The organism is Exiguobacterium sp. SH0S1 (genome assembly GCF_004337165.1).
In the GTDB taxonomy this organism is placed as follows: Bacteria; Bacillota; Bacilli; order Exiguobacteriales; family Exiguobacteriaceae; genus Exiguobacterium; species Exiguobacterium aurantiacum_A.
Window position 1 is genome coordinate 1 of the sequence record NZ_SJVC01000008.1, and the last position, 15,768, is coordinate 15,768.

The window sequence follows — 15,768 nt, forward strand, 5'->3', positions numbered from 1 at the left end:
ATATCGTTCTACAACCATGATCGTCTCCAGAAACGACTAAACGGCTTGAGCCCTGTCGAATACAGGGCTCAAGCCGCATAGGCTGGTTTTCATTATTTACCCTGTCTACTTGACGGGGAGCAGTTCACTCTCGCAATCGGGTCTCTTTCAAAGTCTCGCTAACAGCTTTCCTTTTTGAAGTGTCGATACGTAAGCGCGCTTCGTAAAGACATCATGGTCGTTACTTCGGGCCGCGTCTAATATGCCTTCATAGAGGAGTGCCGCTGCTTGGACCGGCTTTCGGCTCGTCGCCGGATACAAGTGATGCGTCTCACGGGCACTGCGGTATAGCGTCTCCGCTCGGGTGGCCATCGTCTCCCACACTTCAACGAACTGAGGCGTCACTTTCCGTTCGAACAGATCGGTCTCTGACATCGCGTGTTGCGCTAAGAGCGTGCGCGGTACATAAATCCGGTCCCGGTCCAAGTCCTCACCGACGTCGCGAAGGATGTTCGTCAACTGCATGGCGATACCGAGGTCGATCGCGCCTTGCTTCAGTTGTTGCCGCGCTTCCATATTCGCGTCCGGGACAAGGATTGGTAACAACATCAAACCGACGGTGCTGGCCGCATAATAACCGTACTGTTCCGTCTCTTCAAGTGTCGTGTAGCGTGTCTTATGTAAATCCCACTTCATGCCTTCCGCTAACTCAAAGAACGGTTCGACGTCCATGTCATAGCGCTGCCAAACGTCGCGTAAAGCAATCCAAAGAGCGCCGTCTGGGTCGTTGCCGGCTAAAAAGCGGTCGAACTCCGCCAGAAATGCGGTCAAACTTTCCTCAGGATACTCTGACTCATCGACAGCATCGTCTAACGTCCGGCAAAACGTATAGACCGCGGCGACAGCCTGGCGGTCCGGTTTTGACAGCAGGGAGAAGGCTCGATAAAACGTGAGCGAGCCTTTCTTCATCACTTCTTCACATTGACGATACGCTTCTTGCCTCGTCATGGTACAATGCCCCCATTTCTTCTTCCATTCTTTTCACTAACAACTGTGAGCCGATCATCACGATTGGGACACCACCGCATGGATGTACGGAGGCACCGACGGCATAGAGCCGCTCGATTTGAGCGTATGGTCGGGCTTGCGGCTTGAATGCGGCCGACTGTGAAAGTTTCGGGGCAATCCCAAAACTTCCGCCTTCGAACAACCCGAACCGTTCAGCGTCCATCGGTGTCCGGACTTTCATCTCGATGACACGGTCTCTAAATTTAGGGACCATCCCTTCGATCCGGGACACGAGACGTTCAATCGCCCCGCTCTGTTCAAAATCTTGTCGCTCTAACTTGCGCGGTACCGGCACAAGGACATAAAGCACACTCGTCCCGACTGGTGCGAGCGTCGAATCGATGAGCGATGGATTGAACGTATACATCGCCGGATACTTGCTCAGTTTACCATCTTCAAAGATCGTACGCATCGACCCGGCAAAGTCGTTTGGCAAATCGAACTGATGGACCGGGAGTTCAATCTCGCCGTCCACCGTGAAATAGAGGAGCAGTGTGCCGCTCGACGGTTCGTACGCTTTCGGCTTGATTCCATCGATCAGACGTTCCATGAGCGGGAAATCTCCATTGACGATGACCGCATCATACGGATGAGGGACGCCATCGACGACGACGGCGTTAGCACGGCCGTCTTGGACGCGGACGCGGTCTACGGGCGAGTTCAGCTTGAACGTGACGCCCCGCTTCTTCAGCTCTTGTTCTAACTTCGTCGCAAGCGAGAAATATCCTCCTCTTACGTACCAGATTCCTTCCTCTTGCTCGCGATATGGAATCAAGCCGTACAGGGACGGCGTCTCATAAGGATTGCCGCCGATGTAGAGCGTCTGCAGACTATAGGCGACCCGGAGCCGCTCATCTTTAAAGAACCGCTTCATGTTCTCATGAGCCGATTCATACGCTTTCAGGCGCATGAGCAACATGAGCAGTCTCGGCTCGAACAAGTCGGTCTTGCCTTTATAGCCTCGGTTTAAAAACGTGTCAAAACCGATTTTGTATTCCTCGCGCTTTTGCCCCATGTAGCGACGGAACGAGTCGCCTTCGCCGAAAAATCGTTCAATCTCTTCGGCTTGACGATCGATGTCGTGATATTTGTGAAACGTCGTCCCATCTTCGTAACGGAGGCGATAGAGCGGATCGACTTCGAGCAGTTCGAGTTCCTGTTCGGGAAACCCAGCTTCTTGCAGTTGGCTCTTCAGCTTGCTCGGCAACAAGACGATTGTCGGTCCTTCATCGATGCGAGCACCGTTCTCGAACTCGACATAGTTGAGCCGCCCACCGACCCGGTCCTCTTTCTCATAAATCGTCACTTGGGTCGACGGATGCTTATGAGTCCACAACAAGGCGGCGTAAAGCGACCCGATACCGGCACCAACGAAACTGATGTTCATCGTCCGACACCCGCCCGGTCCCGAAGCAAGTTGGCCGTGATTCGTGCCGATTCAAAAATCGTCGGCAGTCCGCTACCTGGATGCGTCCCACCGCCGACGAGCCAGACGTGGTCGAGCTCTTCGAACTGATTGTGCGGACGGAAGTACATCATTTGCGACAAGTTATGTCCCAGGTTGAACGTTGCCCCTTCATAGACTCCAAACGCTTCCCAATCGTTCGGGGTGAGCGCCTGCATCACTTCGATATGGTCGCGGACGTTCCGGTAAGGCGAACGTGTCTCGAGTGCGTCTAAGACGAGTTCGGTCATCTTTTCCTCGAGCGTGTCCCAAGGAAGGTTTGACAGATTGTTTGGCACCGGTACGAGCACGTAGAGCGACGACTTGCCGGCTGGCGCGAGCGTCGGGTCGATCCGTGACGCGTTTTGGACGTAGAACGAGAAATCCTCGCTCAGCTTCAAGTCTTGCGTCATCTCTTTGACGTTGCGCTCATAATCATCCGCAAAGTGAATCGAATGGTGGCCGACCTCATCGTAGACGCGATCGAGTCCGAGGTAGAGCATGAACGTCGAGCAAGAATAGCGCTTCTTCTTCAGCTGTTTCGGACTCCAGCGCGTGAGCGTATCGCTCGGTACGAGCGTCGTCATCGCATGGGCAAAATCCGCTCCGACGATGACTTCGTCAAACGCGTAATGGACGTTGTTCGCCACGAGTCCGTTGACACGTTTCCCGTCGAGCAATAGACGGTCGACCGCTTCACCTAACCGGATCGTCCCGCCTTCCTCCTCGATGACACGGGCCATCGCCGAACAGAGTTGGTTCACCCCGCCGATCGGGTGATGGACGCCGTAAGCGTGTTCCATATACGACAAGATCGAGAACCCGCCCGGACAGTCCCAAGCCGACATCCCGAGGTACTTCGCTTGGAACGTGAACGAGTATTTGAGTTCTTCACTCGTAAAGTATTCAGACAGAACGTCGTATAGCGATTTTCCGATCGAGAGGAACGGCAGCGCCTTCAAGACGCGTGTCGACACGTAATCCGTCAGCTTATCATGGGCGGTCTGGAGCACCGGCATGAGCTTCGATAGTTTGACCGCCTGGTCGGCCATGAACCGGTCATACCCTTCACCGTTTCCGGGGAACATCTCTTCAATCGATTGACGCATCTGGTCACGGTCGGTCGTCATCGATAGCACGCTTTGTCCGCGATCAAAGTAAAGATCGTACATCGGTTCTAATCGCTTCATATCGACATAATCAGCCAAATCCCGTCCCGTCTCCTCAAACATCTCTTCAAGAATATACGGCATATTCAAAAAAGTCGGGCCACGATCGAACGCGAACTCCCCGACTTGCAGACGTGACGTCCGTCCACCGACAAACGGTTGTTTCTCAAATACGGTTACATCCACACCACGGCTCGACAAGATCATTGCGGCAGCAAGCCCACCTGGCCCAGCACCGATCACTGCGACTCTTTTTTCCGACACGTTGAACAACTCCCTATGTGAAAAGTCTCTTATGCTTCTATTCTATTATAGAAATGACTGGACACAAGTTCAAATCTGAATCGGTTCGCTGTGCGCTGGACGTTTCAATCTCCTCGTTCGGCGATGACGATATACCAAGATCCTTCCGGTATAAACGGAATGAAACGTACTTTCTCAAAGCCGACCTGTTCCAATTGCCGGCGCAACTGACGAGTCGTCGGGAGCGGATGGAGGTTATCGTGGAGCGTCATGAACGCGTTGAACGCCGAAGCGAAGCGGGCGCCGAGCGGTGACTCCGCGAGCGGTGTGACGAGAACGGCGACACCTGCCGTATCGAGATTACTGAGCATCCGTTCTAACAGTCCGATCCGCTGCTCGGGCGAGAAGTAGTAAAGCATATTGTTCATCATGACGGCATCGAACCGCTCGTCGTGATCCCATTCCATGAAATCGGCCACTTCGTAACGAATCTCCCCCGTCTCATCTTGCTCACGTGCCTCTTCGACGACTTCTTGTTCGAGGTCGATGCCGGTCAACTTCCAATCCGGCTCAAGACCATGGAGTTTTCGCAAATAGCCCCCGTGGCCGCATCCGATATCAAGCATCGTCTTGACGTCCGCTTGGCGGAGCAGCTGTTGGACGACCGGGAAAGCGACTGTTTCGACGAGTGTCGACGTTTGAGCGACGACTTTCCCGTGTGTCGCACCGTCGAACGTCTTCTGTTTGCCGGACTCTAAAAAGTCTGGGTAGGCGATTAGTGCCGGGATATGAAGTTCCATCATCTCTTGAAGCATGAATCCGATGCTGCGCTCGTCTTTGAGCGAGAGCTGATACTTCAAGCTACGCGTCGGAAAATAGCGCCACCCTTTCTTCTTCAAATGGCGCACGGCGACCCCGACTTCTAGCCAACGCTCGAGTGCGAGTTTCGTGAGTGGCTGCTTCAAGCGAAGCGTCATTTCAGCGAAGCTCGCCCCGCCTTGAAGCGCGTCGAACAATCCGTATTTGTAGCCGATATAGCCGTGCCATAACGGCAAGAACGATTCGGTTTGCTTCATCCATCTACGCGCATGTAATACACGCGACCATTCATTCATTTGTTGATCCATTGTTTCACCTCATCATCGTTATCACTGATTTTTTTATTTTCCCCTAATAATTTGCGGACAAACAAAAAATTCCCACTTCGATGTGTGAAGTGGGATGTGACTCAAATAAAGTTGCTGAAGAACGACTGACCGTACGGTAACGCGTAACCGATAAAGATCGTCACGAGTGACAGTGCTACGAAGCCGCCAAACATAGCGCCCGATGGTTTTCTTTTTTTCAAACGAATGAGCGTCATCTCACCGAAGATAAGTGCGAGCAATCCAACCGTGATTTTCACGTGGTAGAACATGCCGCCTCCGTTCAGTTGCAAGTACAAATAAAGTCCTGTGCCGAACGCGATGAGCAACATGAGCCGAAACGCCATATGCGCGATCTTGCCGCTCTTGTTTCCGTTCTTGTAGCCGATGTAGGCGACAGCGAACAAGACGAGTAATAAAATCCAACTCGTGACGTGCGTGTGTAGAAATGCTGTCAATGGCATTTAAAAATCCCCCTTTTTATTATGTACAACTACTATTGTACACGAACAAGCCACTTTTCGGTCAAGCCCGCATTTACACCACAAAAAAGAGACGTGCCGGTCACGATTGAACGGCACGTCTCCTCCTCTTGTTTTGATCAAGCCGTCGTTTGTTCTTCTTCCCGAATAGCGTGTTCGAAGCTCGGAATCACAACGGTGAACGTCGAGCCTTTATGTTGGACGGACTCGACATGGATTTGACCGGCGTGACCGCGCACGATCTCTTGGCAGATCGGGAGACCCAGTCCCGTGCCGCCGATTTCACGGCTATCCGAGTTGTCGACCCGATAGAACTTATCGAACAGACGATCGAGGGCGTCGCTCGGAATGCCGATCCCTTGATCCTTCACTTTAATCGAAATCGATTGGTCGTGATGGGCTAGCTCGACCGTGATCTTCCCGCCACGCGGTGAGTACTTCACGGCGTTCGAGAGCAAGTTGCTCATCAGCTGTTTGAACTTCTGACAGTCTGCGAACAGTTCGTACGGTCGGTCGTCGACCGTGACAAGCTCGAACTGGTGTTTCAATGACGACGCTTCGTAGAACGTCATCATGTCATGGATGATCGGCTCGATATCGAGCTGTTCCCGGTCATACATTTGGCTACCTGATTCCATGCGCTGTACGTCGAGGAAGTCGTTGACGAGATGCGTCAACCGCTCCGTCTCAGCGTGGATTGTCTGCAAATATTTCGCCTGTTTCTCGTTCGGCAACTGTTTCTTGACCATGAGCTCGGTGAACCCATAAATCGAAGACAACGGTGTCCGCAACTCATGCGAGATCGTCGAGATGAACTCGCTCTTCAAGCGCTCGGCCTCGGTCTCACTCGTAATATCACGGAAGACGAGCAGCGTCCCTTTCGACAAACCGCCGACGACAATCCGCTCGGCATACATCTGTAAGTTCATCTCCCCTTTACGGATCGAGAAACTGACACTGTCGTGCGGGAAGTCGTCTGTGAACAGACGGTCTGTATATGTCATGAAGTCATCGTCTTGGTCGACCGTCGTCGCGATCGTCTCCCGCCACTCGTTCCAAGACAATTCCGCGAGCTGACTCGATGTGATCGCATCGAGCTCTGGGAACATCTCGTAAAGCGGTCGGTTGACGAACACATCATCGGTCGAATGTTCGACGTAAATGACAGCTTCTCGGATTGAATCGAGGATCCGTTCGGTCTTGCCTTTTTCACGGGTCATCTCTTCAAACAGACGCATCCGAAGTAACGACAACGACAGCTGACGTGCGAACGACATGATATCGCCCATTTGCGTCTGCGTGAAGCGGTCTTTGTAACGGACAAGATAGATGAAGGCGATGATTGAATCATCGGTCGGGTCGTGGACCGGTACGGCCGTCTCATACATGTAGTACGGATACGGTAGCGGATGGTCGCTTGCGACTTGTTTCGACGAATGGACCGTCGTCCGCAGCGTCATCGCCCGCGTCAACACGGAGTTCTCGCTATCGAGCAATTTACGCGACAACGTCTCGTTCAGCCCGTGGCTCGTGATAGAGAACGAGCCTGTCGCATCGAGGAAGACGAGCGCCCCGACTTCTGAATCGGTGATGGCGACAAGTTTCTCGATGATCTCCGGGTAAGCCGTCAACGAATCGCGAGCCGCGAGCGTCTCGGTCAATTCGTTTCGGTACGCCAAGTGCTGTTCGTTTTGTTGCGTCTGCTCCAAGATCTCTTCAAGCTCTTGTTGCTGCGCTTGCAGCTCTTCTTGCTGGGCGATCAATTCTTCTTGTTGTGCCTGCAACTCATGGTTCTTCTCAATCAAGTGACGTTCATTTTCACGGAGCGTCTCCGCCATCTTATTGAACGAACGGGACATCGTCCCGATCTCGTCTTCGCGCTCCATTTGATCGCTCAAGTCGACGATTTCACCTTTCAGTAAGCGGTCAGATGCGACCGACAGGCGCGAAATCAGACGGGACTGACGACGCAAGAACGGTTGGACGAATAGTAAAATCAACGCCGCGAACGAGAAGATGCTCGCAATCCATAAAAACTGTAAGACATCATTGTTCACTTTCCAGTCGGCGTACACTCTGTTTTTCTCGCTGTTCATCAACGCCTTGTAGTCGATGAGTGACGATTCGATCTGTTGGATCGGACCGAGCGTATCGATGCCGCTTTCCGGATTGTAAGGCACGATACCTTGCTCAATCAACCGTTCGGCTGTCGGCAACGCTAATATGGTTTCAGGGTCAATCGTATTCTCGGTGATTTCACCAGACGCTCGCAGTTGACCATATTCCGCCGTGACCGGCATGATCACATCGAAGTAAAAATCATGAAAGGCTTGTAAGTCGGCTGCGAAGATCTCACCTTGTTTTGATTCGACAGCGCCCTTGAACCAGTTGATTTCTTGTTGAAACTCATTTTCTTTACTTTGGGCCCGCTCGAGCGCTTCCGCATCACCGAACAGCAAGTAGCCCCGTGAGTCATACTGCGCGCTCTGCCATTCGTCCCAAAGCGTATTCAATCGGTTGATTCGTTCATCGACTTGTTGGAGACGGGCTTCATTCTCTCTGACCCGGGTTTCCATCTGCACGTACATGATTATCGATCCGACGAGCGCGAGCGCGAGGAACGAATATAGGACGGTCATGATGTCACGTCCTAGTTTTTGTTTAAACCATTTATTCACTTCACGATGCCTCCTATGATCTTCACAAGTTCAAGCGGACTAAACGGCTTCGAAATGAAATAATCGACCCCAATCTCATTCGCGCAATCACGGTCAGATTGTTGGCTCTTCGCCGTCAACATCATCACTTTCGTATGTTGACGTCCCGGCAACTTCCTCACTTTCTCAATGACTTCAAGACCTGTCATTCCTGGCATCATATGGTCGACAATCACGAGGTCGTACTCGTTCTGTTCGATCAGCCGATAGGCTTCAAGACCGTCTGGCGCTTCATCAATATCGTATCCTTCATCTTCTAACGTATCTAATACGAGCATGCGCAATACTTCTTCATCTTCTGCTAGTAGAATTTTCACCATGACGTTTCCTCCATTATTATCTCATTCCATTATTTTACCTAATCTATTTCGTAATCACAAAAATAAAAGATGCACGGTTTATAACCGTACACCTTTACAATCATATCGTCTACATTATAGTACAACAGTTTCCTGCAATTCCAAAGAATAAATGACCGTCGTCCCGACTTGGATATTCCAAATCGCCTCGATCGCTTCGCGGTAGAGCGACAGCTGAACAGCGTAGCGGTCACGAAGCAACTGTCTTGCCTCTTCTCGCGACGCGCTCGCGAACAAAACCGAGTCCGATTTATAGTCGAGCAGGACATACGTCTCACCATCGAAGAACAGGCAATCGATGATCCCTTGAATCAACACGTGCTCGTCCGTGAACGTCGCCGTCGGATTCACTCGCTCCGCAGGCACCGTATACGTGAACGGCAGCTCGCGCCATCCTCGCCCGGCTTGTAGCGCTTCAGACAGCGCCCGACCGATCTCCGAGTTGAAGAACGCCTCGATTTCAGGCAGCGCTAGCCGTGCCGTCTCCGCCTCGACCGGACCGAGCATCCCATTATTTTCCCACCGGTCGATTTGTATGTCGAGCGGTTCAGTCGGCTCAAATAATTGGAAGATGAGATGTAGCGTCGTCCCGCGCTCGGCACCTGTCTGCTTCGTCTGCTTCCATTTCGGCTCCCGATACGGGGTATCGCTTGGGCGGAACGTGTCTTCGAACGCCGCTTGCTCGAGTTGCATCGCTCGTTTCAATTCCGTCACCGTCTGTTTCGCTGCCGTCTCGGTCGCGGCTTGGGCCGGATAGCTGTACGAAAAGGCTCGATTGACGACTTGAATCGTCGCTTCTTCGTCTTTGACTGGAAAATCAATCGCCTCGAACTGTTGCACATGATGAAGCTGGGCCATCATCGCTTGGAGTGTGGCCACTTCCGCCAAATCGTCTTGTCCGATGATGCGATACGTCCAGTTCGTCGCTTCCCGTATCGGCGAAAAGACCGGTAAGCCCATCTCCTCGATGAACGGTACCGCGCCTTCTAGTTTGAGGAGCGCCGGCGCGACCCAGTCCAGATACGTCTTCGCCTCGCGTCGTGCGTCAGCGGACAACGTCTCACCCGTCGCTTCGACCTGCAGCCATTGGTTGATCTGTTTAGCCGGTTCTGCGACCGTACCGACTAAGATCAATTTTTCTTTTGCCCGGGTCAGCGCGACGTACAAGACGCGCATCTCTTCGGCTTTCATCGTCGCATCGAGATCGCGACGAATCATCTCTTTCACGAACGTCTCGGTTCTCGTCCGGGTGACGACATCGATCGCGTCGAGGGAGATGCCGTATCGTTTATGGAAGATGATACGCTGCATTTGATCACGTTTATTAAACTGTTTGCCGAGTTGGGCGACGATCGTTACCGGAAACTCGAGCCCCTTCGATTTATGGACCGTCATGATGCGGACGACGTTCTCTTCTTCTCCGAGTGAACGTGCTTCCGATAAATCTTCACCGTTATCTTGAAGCCGGTCCATGACCCGCAAGAAGCGATACAACCCACGGTAGCCGCTCCGTTCATAGGAGAGGGCCCGGTCATAGAGCGCCTTCAAGTTCTCTTGACGCCCTTTCCCGCCCGGCAGTCCGCCGGCAAAATCGTAAAACCCGGTGTCGTTGAACACTTGCTGAATCAACTCCGACAAGCTGTGGTTGCGGGCGAACGTACGCCATTCCGACAACTGATCGAGCACGTCCCCACATTTCAATCCAAGCTCGTCGTCATCGTCTGCTTTCGCCTTGAGTGCATCGAAAAACGACGCTTCCGACTCTAAGCGAATCTTAGCCAGCTCTTGATCGGTGAAACCAAACATCGGTGACCGGAGCGCCCCGGCGAGCGGGATGTCTTGGAGCGGGTTGTCGATCAACTTCAAGAGCGACAACATCATTCGAATTTCCGTCGCTTGGAAGTAGCCGCCGTCCGAATCGGTATAAGCCGGGATATTATACTGTGTCAAAATATCCATCAACTGTTCGACCCGCTCTTTTTTCGAACGGACCAAGATGACGATGTCCCGGTACTCACAGGAACGAAGCAATCCGGTCGCCTCGTCCGTCACTTTGAACGGCTCATCCCCAGAGACGAGCTCTAATATACGTGTGGCGATGGCACGGCCTTCAAGCTCCTGTTTCGATAAGTCCCGGCTTTCTCCGTTGACGATCAAGAGTTCAGGACTTGCCTCGAGTTCTTCATACGCCCGACCCGGTACGAGACGTGCCGCCTCGTCATACTCGATCTCACTCACTTCTTCGTCCATCAACTGAATGAATAGGTCATTGATTCCGTGCAGCACTTCGGAGCGACTTCTAAAGTTTTGAGACAAGTCGATCCGTTGCCCCGAACCGGCTTGTTTGAACCGCGTCGCTTTCTCGATGAACAACCTCGGCTCGGCGTGCCGGAACCGGTAGATCGATTGCTTGATGTCCCCGACCATGAACAAGTTGCCGAGCTGTTCACTCTCATTGCTGACGAGTCCGATGATCGTCTCTTGGATCTCGTTCGTATCCTGATACTCATCGACCAATACTTCGGCGAATCGCTGTTTGTAGAGCGATGCGACCGAGGACGGGGCATCCCCGTCCCGTAGTATGGCGAGCGCGTAATGCTCGAGATCGCTGAAGTCGACGAAAGCGCGGTCCCGCTTGGCTTGCTCGTAAGCGGCCCCGAACGTCCGGACGGTACGTACGAGCGTCTCGACGAGCGGACGCTGCGACAGCAAGACGTCTAAATGATCAGCTCCGCTGACACTCGCTTGACCGACCGCATCGACAAGCCGTTTTTTCGCTTGGTCATAGGCCGGCTTCAACACCGTGTGATAGATGTGATGCTCGTCTTTTTTCTGGACCGATTTCATCGTCCCGAATTTGACCGCTCGGGACGCCGTCTCGAGTTCGCTCCATTTGAGCGTGTCTTCGTCGATGTTTTGGAACGGGAAAATCGCTTTGGATACATTTTCCGATTGCGCCTCGTAACCGGCAAGCCGGAGTTCGATCGCTACACGCCGGAGTTGCCGAAGTGCCTTTTCAATATCGACCCAGAGCAACTGCCCGAATTCGACGAGCAGCCGTTCCTCGTCAGGGTCGCCTTCAAACTGATAAAGGGAGACCAGCTCATCTAAATACGATTCCGGATCCGGAAGGGTTCGCGCGTATTGATACAAACCTAGGATCAGCTCTTCGATTTCACTGTCACCACGGTCCGACGTATAGGCATCGACGAGTGCGAAAAACGAGCTATCTTCTTGACCGTACTGTTCTTCGAGCACGTCTTCGAGCACATCGTCTTGCAAGAGCACCAAGTCCCGCTCCTCGGCGATCTTGAAGGCCGGATCGAGGTCGAGCAAGTAGTAATTCTCACGAATGACTTCTAAGCAGAATGAATGAATCGTCGTGATGAGCGCCCGGTTCAGCATTTGCCGTTGTTTTCGTATATAGTCGTTTTCCGGATGTTCCCGCAGCGCCTGATCGAGCGCTTTAGCAATCCGTCGTTTCATCTCGGCCGCGGCGGCGTTCGTGAACGTCACGACGAGCATACGGTCCGCCGTCAACTCGTCCGCTTCATCGAGCAAACGGCTGGCGAGCCGTTCGACGAGCACGGCCGTCTTCCCTGAACCGGCTGCCGCCGAGACGAGTACATGAGACCCCCGTGCGTCGATGGCTGCTTGTTGATCACTCGTCCACTTCATCGGCGTCACCTCCTAATTTAAACAAAACTTCTTCTTTATCTAACTTTTTCAGCTGACGGGGCTCGTTGGCGAGCGCCTCGTCAAAATGACAGACACTTTGATACGGACACGTCTGGCACGGACGCCGCTCTTTATATTCATAAGGCTCGACACCGATTTTCCCATCATACATCGCCTCCACACTCGTCTCGGCAAGGTCGAGCGCGTGGTCCATCAACTGCTCGAGCTGAGGAGGTGAGACGACTTTTTTCGTCGTGTTCGCATCGAGCGTCCCGTCTTTCTTATATTTGACCGGAATGACGATCGATTTTTTCTGTTCCCCTTTCGCCGTCTTGTCCATCACCTCTAGGATGGCTGGATCGTCGACGAGCAACCCTTGCATCTGATACGATTCGAGCACTTTCTGCTCGGTTTCGGCATCTGTCTCGGCCGGTGTGACGAGCGGTCGGTGGACGTGGAAATACAGCGCGGCTGCAGGTTCCACGGAACCTTTCGCCCAAGCATCTGCTTGCTCGATCAACACTTTCAAATAGATGAGCATCTGCATCGCCAAACCATAATAAATCTCAGCGAAGTCGATCTCCCGTTTGCTCGACTTATAATCGACGATGCGGACGTACAGCTGATCATGGATCTGTGCCGTATCGACCCGGTCGATCCGGCCGACAAGTTCACACGTCGCCCCGTTGCTGAGCGTGAACGACACCGGCGGGAAGTTGCCACTCCCGAACGCTAGTTCGAACGCGACGGGATCGAACCCGTCACGTTTCGACTGCTCGATCAATACTTCGGCCGTCTTACTGACGACGTCCGTCAGCTTTTTCTTCAAGTAACCGTAGCGGTTCGAACTCATCAAAATCGCATTTTGAATCTCCGGTGTGACGAGTTCGACAGCCGACTCCGCGAGTGTCGCACATTGGTCGGGCGACACGTCACGCCATTCTTTCCCGTCCATCTTGACGGTTTGAGACATATGCTCGATCGTCCGGTGGTACAAGTTACCGATGTCCGGTGCCTCGAGCCGATAGAGCCGTCGTTCTTTCAGACGCAAGCCGTAGTTCGCAAAATGACGAAACGGGCAGGCTTGGAACGTCTCGAGGCGGGACACACTCGCCCGAATCGAGTTCGTGTAAAGTGACTTCGCGACCGACTCCGGCAAGGATTCGGGAACGTTTTGATAAAACAGCGCGCTCGTCAACAGTCGGATTCGTTCGCGTCCTTCCGGGTGCTTCAACAGTTCGTTGTACACCGTGAACCACGTCTCTTGAATCGGGTAGTGACGGCTGAGCCGTTGCAACTCGAGCGCCGTCACGGCCGCTGTCTGGTTCACGTTCGTGATGAAGGCGAGCTGATCTGTCGGGCGATGCTCTCCCGCTTCTGCGAAGTGGGTCTTGATGGCCTTGCCGTTACCGAGTCTCGCCTTGACGTCGGCGATGAAACTCGCCGGTTGAATCGCTTTCCCGCTCCGGTCGACGAGTGCGTAACTGACGTACAACCGGTCGCTTGGCGCCGTCAACGCTTTATACAAGTAGTACGTCTCATCGTCAAACAAGTGCTCGGTCGCTTTCCCCGCCCGGACACCGTTCTCATGCATGAAGTCCATATCGTGGTCCGTCAACAGTTTCGATTGCGTCGCGACGAGCGGGATTTGATCTTCGTTGGCACCGAGCAAGAAGACGATTTTTTTATCAATCAAACGCCCCCGCACGTAATCGGTCACCGTCAATTGATCGAGTGACGGCGGGACGAGTGCATAGCGTAGGCTATCGAGGCCGGTGTCCATCATTTGCAGGAACAGTTCCGTCGAGAGCGTCTCTTCCGGCGCAGCCGCCTCGAGTTGCTCGAGAAGATGGAGGACGGCGTCCCATACTTGTGTATGTTCTCTTGCTTCAATCAGGCGTGATGCCTCAAGTGCTTCTTCGCGCCAATGGGCAAGGCATGACGAGACGTCGATTCGGTCTAGAAAAGCGTAAATGGCGTGCGTGTAAGCCTGCATCGTCTTGGCCGCTTTCAAATCGGTGAGGAGCGGATCGAACGTTTCGACGACGGTTTGACGATAGGCGTTGAGTGCTGTCTCCGTATCGAGTTCTTCCCCCGTCAACTTGGCCTCATCTTCGGCCCGGCGTTTCAATTGCCACTCGTCATGCCAGTGATAATGTTTGATGCCCCGCTCAATCACGAACGCCTCGAGCCGATCGACAGACGTACGCCGATGATCTCGGTCGAGCACGATCAACTCGGTCTTCAACGCGCGGAATATAGCTTCTTCCCGGTAGCCGCGGAGCGCGACTTCGATCGTCGCCTTCAACAACTCGACGACCGGATGATCTAGCATCGGCTGCCGTTCATCCAGGAAGAACGGCAAGTTCATTTTTTGAAGCGCTTGTGACGCCAAATCTCCATATTCTTCAAGTGACCTTGAGATGAACACGATGTCTCGGAAGCGGTAGCCGTCTTCGCGGACAAGTCGTGTGACCTCGCGTACAGCGGCTGCTACTTCTACGGTCCGGTCGACGGCTGCATTCAAGGCGACTTGATTTTCCGGCCGCGTATACGGCGCTGCCGTCACTTGCCCGAACGTCGCCTCGAGATAAGCGAGACTCGGATGTTTAAAGCGATGCACCCCATGATACAGTTCATCCGTCGACGAAAGTTGACGTTCTGAGAGCAGCTCTTTAAAGCGCATCAGCGTCCGCTGTGTCGGTCCGAACAACGGGTGCGGACGATAGAGCGAGTCTGGGTCGACCGTCAACAAGACGTCCAGCGGCGCCTTCTCGGCTAAAGCGACGAGTACCGCGAGCTCTTGTTCCGAAAACTCGTTGAACCCGTCCACATAAAAGTGAGTCCCTGTTAAATCGACTTCCGGTAACAACTGCAACATCACTTTGAAGTAGTCTTCGGCGTGAAGCGTTTTGCCGGCCGTCATCGTCAAGAAGCCTTCATAGAGGATGGAGAGGTCTTGCAACTTCAAGGCCCGATGTTGGTCTTGCTCGCTCAGGCGAAGCAACTGCTCCGGCTCGACGAGGCCGCGTTTCAACATCGTGATCAACTCGTTCAGCTCTTCGTAAAACCCGTACTGGTTCATCGTGCGTCGGAACAGCGTCAGCCGTTCCTCGTTCATCTCGACGACACGCCGTAACAAAAGATGGGTCCCTGTCTGGTCTAAAAACTGCTCGGTCGCGACACCGTGATCGCGCATGATCAAGAATGCGAGACGACGCATCGACAGCACTTGAATCCGCGTCGATCCGTTTAAACCGTCCGTCATCGCCATCTTCCGTTCCATTTCAAACGACATTTGGTCTGGGACAAGCATATAGATGGTCGGGCCGCTCGGATCGCGCTTTAGCTCTTGAATGACTTGATTGATCATCCGCTCGCTCTTACCGCTACCCGATCGTCCGACATGAAAAGTGACCGTCATTTAGGCGAACACCCCTTCCCTTTTTCTTTTATTATGACGTATCGCCTGCTGTTTGTAGAG

10 protein-coding genes are annotated in these 15,768 nt (G+C 53.3%); 1 reads left to right on the forward strand and 9 read right to left on the reverse strand.

Annotated elements, in window-relative coordinates; translation table 11 throughout:
- A partial coding sequence (locus EVJ20_RS15415) for an IS3 family transposase (RefSeq protein ID WP_131440828.1) occupies positions 1 to 81 on the forward strand: 81 nt, incomplete at its 5' end.
- Positions 82 to 147: 66 nt separating this feature from the next.
- Here EVJ20_RS15415 and EVJ20_RS13695 read toward each other — a convergent pair.
- The 9 genes from EVJ20_RS13695 to addB form a co-directional block, all read right to left on the reverse strand.
- On the reverse strand, positions 148 to 987 hold the full coding sequence (locus tag EVJ20_RS13695) for a phytoene/squalene synthase family protein (protein ID WP_131489956.1): 840 nt from the start codon (positions 985 to 987) through the stop codon (positions 148 to 150).
- Entirely contained in the window at positions 956 to 2,434 is a 1,479-nt protein-coding gene (locus EVJ20_RS13700; RefSeq protein ID WP_131505287.1) for a phytoene desaturase family protein, read from the reverse strand. Before EVJ20_RS13700 ends, EVJ20_RS13695 begins: the two co-directional genes overlap by 32 nt.
- Positions 2,431 to 3,924 carry a phytoene desaturase family protein gene (locus EVJ20_RS13705; protein WP_131458099.1) on the reverse strand — a complete coding sequence of 498 codons (1,494 nt, stop codon included), beginning with the start codon at positions 3,922 to 3,924 and terminating at the stop codon, positions 2,431 to 2,433. Before EVJ20_RS13705 ends, EVJ20_RS13700 begins: the two co-directional genes overlap by 4 nt.
- 104 nt (positions 3,925 to 4,028) lie before the next feature.
- On the reverse strand, positions 4,029 to 5,030 hold the full coding sequence (locus tag EVJ20_RS13710; RefSeq protein ID WP_131466141.1) for a class I SAM-dependent methyltransferase: 1,002 nt from the start codon (positions 5,028 to 5,030) through the stop codon (positions 4,029 to 4,031).
- Between the two features lie 101 nt (positions 5,031 to 5,131).
- Positions 5,132 to 5,512 carry a YisL family protein gene (locus EVJ20_RS13715; RefSeq protein WP_070327844.1) on the reverse strand — a complete coding sequence of 127 codons (381 nt, stop codon included), beginning with the start codon at positions 5,510 to 5,512 and terminating at the stop codon, positions 5,132 to 5,134.
- A 137-nt stretch (positions 5,513 to 5,649) separates the two neighbouring features.
- A complete protein-coding gene (locus tag EVJ20_RS13720; RefSeq protein WP_131508657.1) occupies positions 5,650 to 8,208 on the reverse strand; it encodes a sensor histidine kinase in 2,559 nt (852 codons plus the stop codon).
- Positions 8,205 to 8,567, reverse strand: a complete 363-nt coding sequence (locus tag EVJ20_RS13725; protein ID WP_070327845.1) for a response regulator — start codon at positions 8,565 to 8,567, stop codon at positions 8,205 to 8,207. The genes EVJ20_RS13720 and EVJ20_RS13725 overlap by 4 nt, the downstream gene beginning before the upstream one ends.
- A 114-nt stretch (positions 8,568 to 8,681) precedes the next feature.
- Positions 8,682 to 12,284, reverse strand: a complete 3,603-nt coding sequence (gene addA / locus EVJ20_RS13730; RefSeq protein WP_131508659.1) for a helicase-exonuclease AddAB subunit AddA — start codon at positions 12,282 to 12,284, stop codon at positions 8,682 to 8,684.
- Positions 12,268 to 15,708, reverse strand: a complete 3,441-nt coding sequence (gene addB / locus EVJ20_RS13735; RefSeq protein WP_131508661.1) for a helicase-exonuclease AddAB subunit AddB — start codon at positions 15,706 to 15,708, stop codon at positions 12,268 to 12,270. The genes addA and addB overlap by 17 nt, the downstream gene beginning before the upstream one ends.
- Between the last annotated feature and the right edge of the window lie 60 nt (positions 15,709 to 15,768).

What these genes read in the sequence shown, in the direction of transcription:
- addA (WP_131508659.1), bottom strand. Translation starts at nt 12,284, where the DNA reads ATGAAGTGGACGAGTGATCAACAAGCAGCCATCGACGCACGGGGGTCT.
- addB (WP_131508661.1), bottom strand. Translation starts at nt 15,708, where the DNA reads ATGACGGTCACTTTTCATGTCGGACGATCGGGTAGCGGTAAGAGCGAG.
- EVJ20_RS13715 (WP_070327844.1), bottom strand. Translation starts at nt 5,512, where the DNA reads ATGCCATTGACAGCATTTCTACACACGCACGTCACGAGTTGGATTTTA.
- EVJ20_RS13700 (WP_131505287.1), bottom strand. Translation starts at nt 2,434, where the DNA reads ATGAACATCAGTTTCGTTGGTGCCGGTATCGGGTCGCTTTACGCCGCC.
- EVJ20_RS13725 (WP_070327845.1), bottom strand. Translation starts at nt 8,567, where the DNA reads ATGGTGAAAATTCTACTAGCAGAAGATGAAGAAGTATTGCGCATGCTC.
- EVJ20_RS13695 (WP_131489956.1), bottom strand. Translation starts at nt 987, where the DNA reads ATGACGAGGCAAGAAGCGTATCGTCAATGTGAAGAAGTGATGAAGAAA.
- EVJ20_RS13710 (WP_131466141.1), bottom strand. Translation starts at nt 5,030, where the DNA reads ATGGATCAACAAATGAATGAATGGTCGCGTGTATTACATGCGCGTAGA.